The sequence below is a fragment of the Mesorhizobium sp. BHbdii genome, from assembly GCF_053848045.1.
Genome location: NZ_JBSPKX010000113.1, coordinates 1 through 544, shown reverse-complemented (window position 1 = coordinate 544; position 544 = coordinate 1). Strand labels below are relative to the sequence as shown.

Genomic DNA, 544 nt, shown 5'->3' with positions numbered 1-544 from the left:
CCAGACCTTGCGCGCCAACGGGCTGATCGACGAGATCCGGCTGATGATCTTCCCGCTGTTGCTGGGCAAGGGCAAGCGTCTGTTCGGCGATGACGCGATGCCGGCCGCTTTCAAGCTTGTGAAGTCGCGGGCGTCCAACACCGGCGTCATCATCGCAACCTACGAACGCGCGGGCGAAATCAAGATCGGCTCCTTTGTCACGGGCGAACCGTCCGGCGCCGAACTCGAGCGACGCAGGAACGGGAAGTAGCTTTGCAGGACCTGGGTTCTTCCAGGTATCAAGCCGCCTGCGCTCGCCGCGCCAATCCATCGCGTATATGCCGCGCGAACTCCTGCGCGGCAGGCCCGACGCCGTGCCGCGGCAGATGCAGATTGATGGCAAAATTCGGCAGTGGCGGTAGGCCGGCCTCGAACGGCAAGATGTCGAGATCGGCCGGCACGGTGGAGGCCAGCCAGGTGGTGACGGCGAGGTCGGAGCGCACTGTCGCGGTCGTGGCGTCGATGTTGCCGTTCTCGAACACGGTGCGCCATTCCAGTCCATGCT

At 64.5% G+C, this 544-nt stretch carries 1 protein-coding gene and 1 pseudogene; one reads left to right on the top strand and one right to left on the bottom strand.

Annotation, left to right across the window (positions count from 1 at the left end):
* A partial coding sequence (locus tag ACWTU8_RS32130) for a dihydrofolate reductase family protein (protein WP_455851290.1) occupies positions 1-250 on the top strand: 250 nt, incomplete at its 5' end.
* A gap of 28 nt (positions 251-278) precedes the next feature.
* Here the strand turns inward: ACWTU8_RS32130 and ACWTU8_RS32125 are convergent.
* Positions 279-544: pseudogene (locus ACWTU8_RS32125) on the bottom strand (LysR family transcriptional regulator); the annotation flags it as partial.